The following is a 291-nucleotide window of genomic DNA, read 5'->3' as shown; positions in this document are numbered from 1 at the left end:
GAGATCGGTGACATGGATTGCCCCGCCCGCTGCGCTTCCATCCGCATCATAGGATAAAATGCCGCTGGCCTGATCGTAGATCAGCTTGTCATCAGCCTCGAGCGCTTTTGTTCCGAGAACGAAATTCTCGGCCGAAAAGCCCGATGGCTTGAGCCCGGTGAAGACAGCATCGTCGAACACCAGCTTATCGCCTGCGGCTGACGAGAAATCCACGATCTTGTCGACGCTGGAATTGCTGGGATTCACATCGAAGACGAAGGAATCGGCTCCGCCTCCGCCGGTGAGAACGTC

At 56.7% G+C, this 291-nt stretch carries 1 pseudogene; it reads right to left on the bottom strand.

Features of this window, described 5'->3' with window-relative positions:
- Positions 1–291, bottom strand: a pseudogene (locus tag EOD29_RS31240) (calcium-binding protein); the annotation flags it as partial.

This window comes from Mesorhizobium sp. M1A.T.Ca.IN.004.03.1.1, assembly GCF_003997555.1.
In the GTDB taxonomy this organism is placed as follows: Bacteria; Pseudomonadota; Alphaproteobacteria; order Rhizobiales; family Rhizobiaceae; genus Mesorhizobium.
The sequence above is the reverse complement of the archived record's forward strand: the minus strand, read 5'-3'. Positions and strand labels throughout refer to the sequence as shown.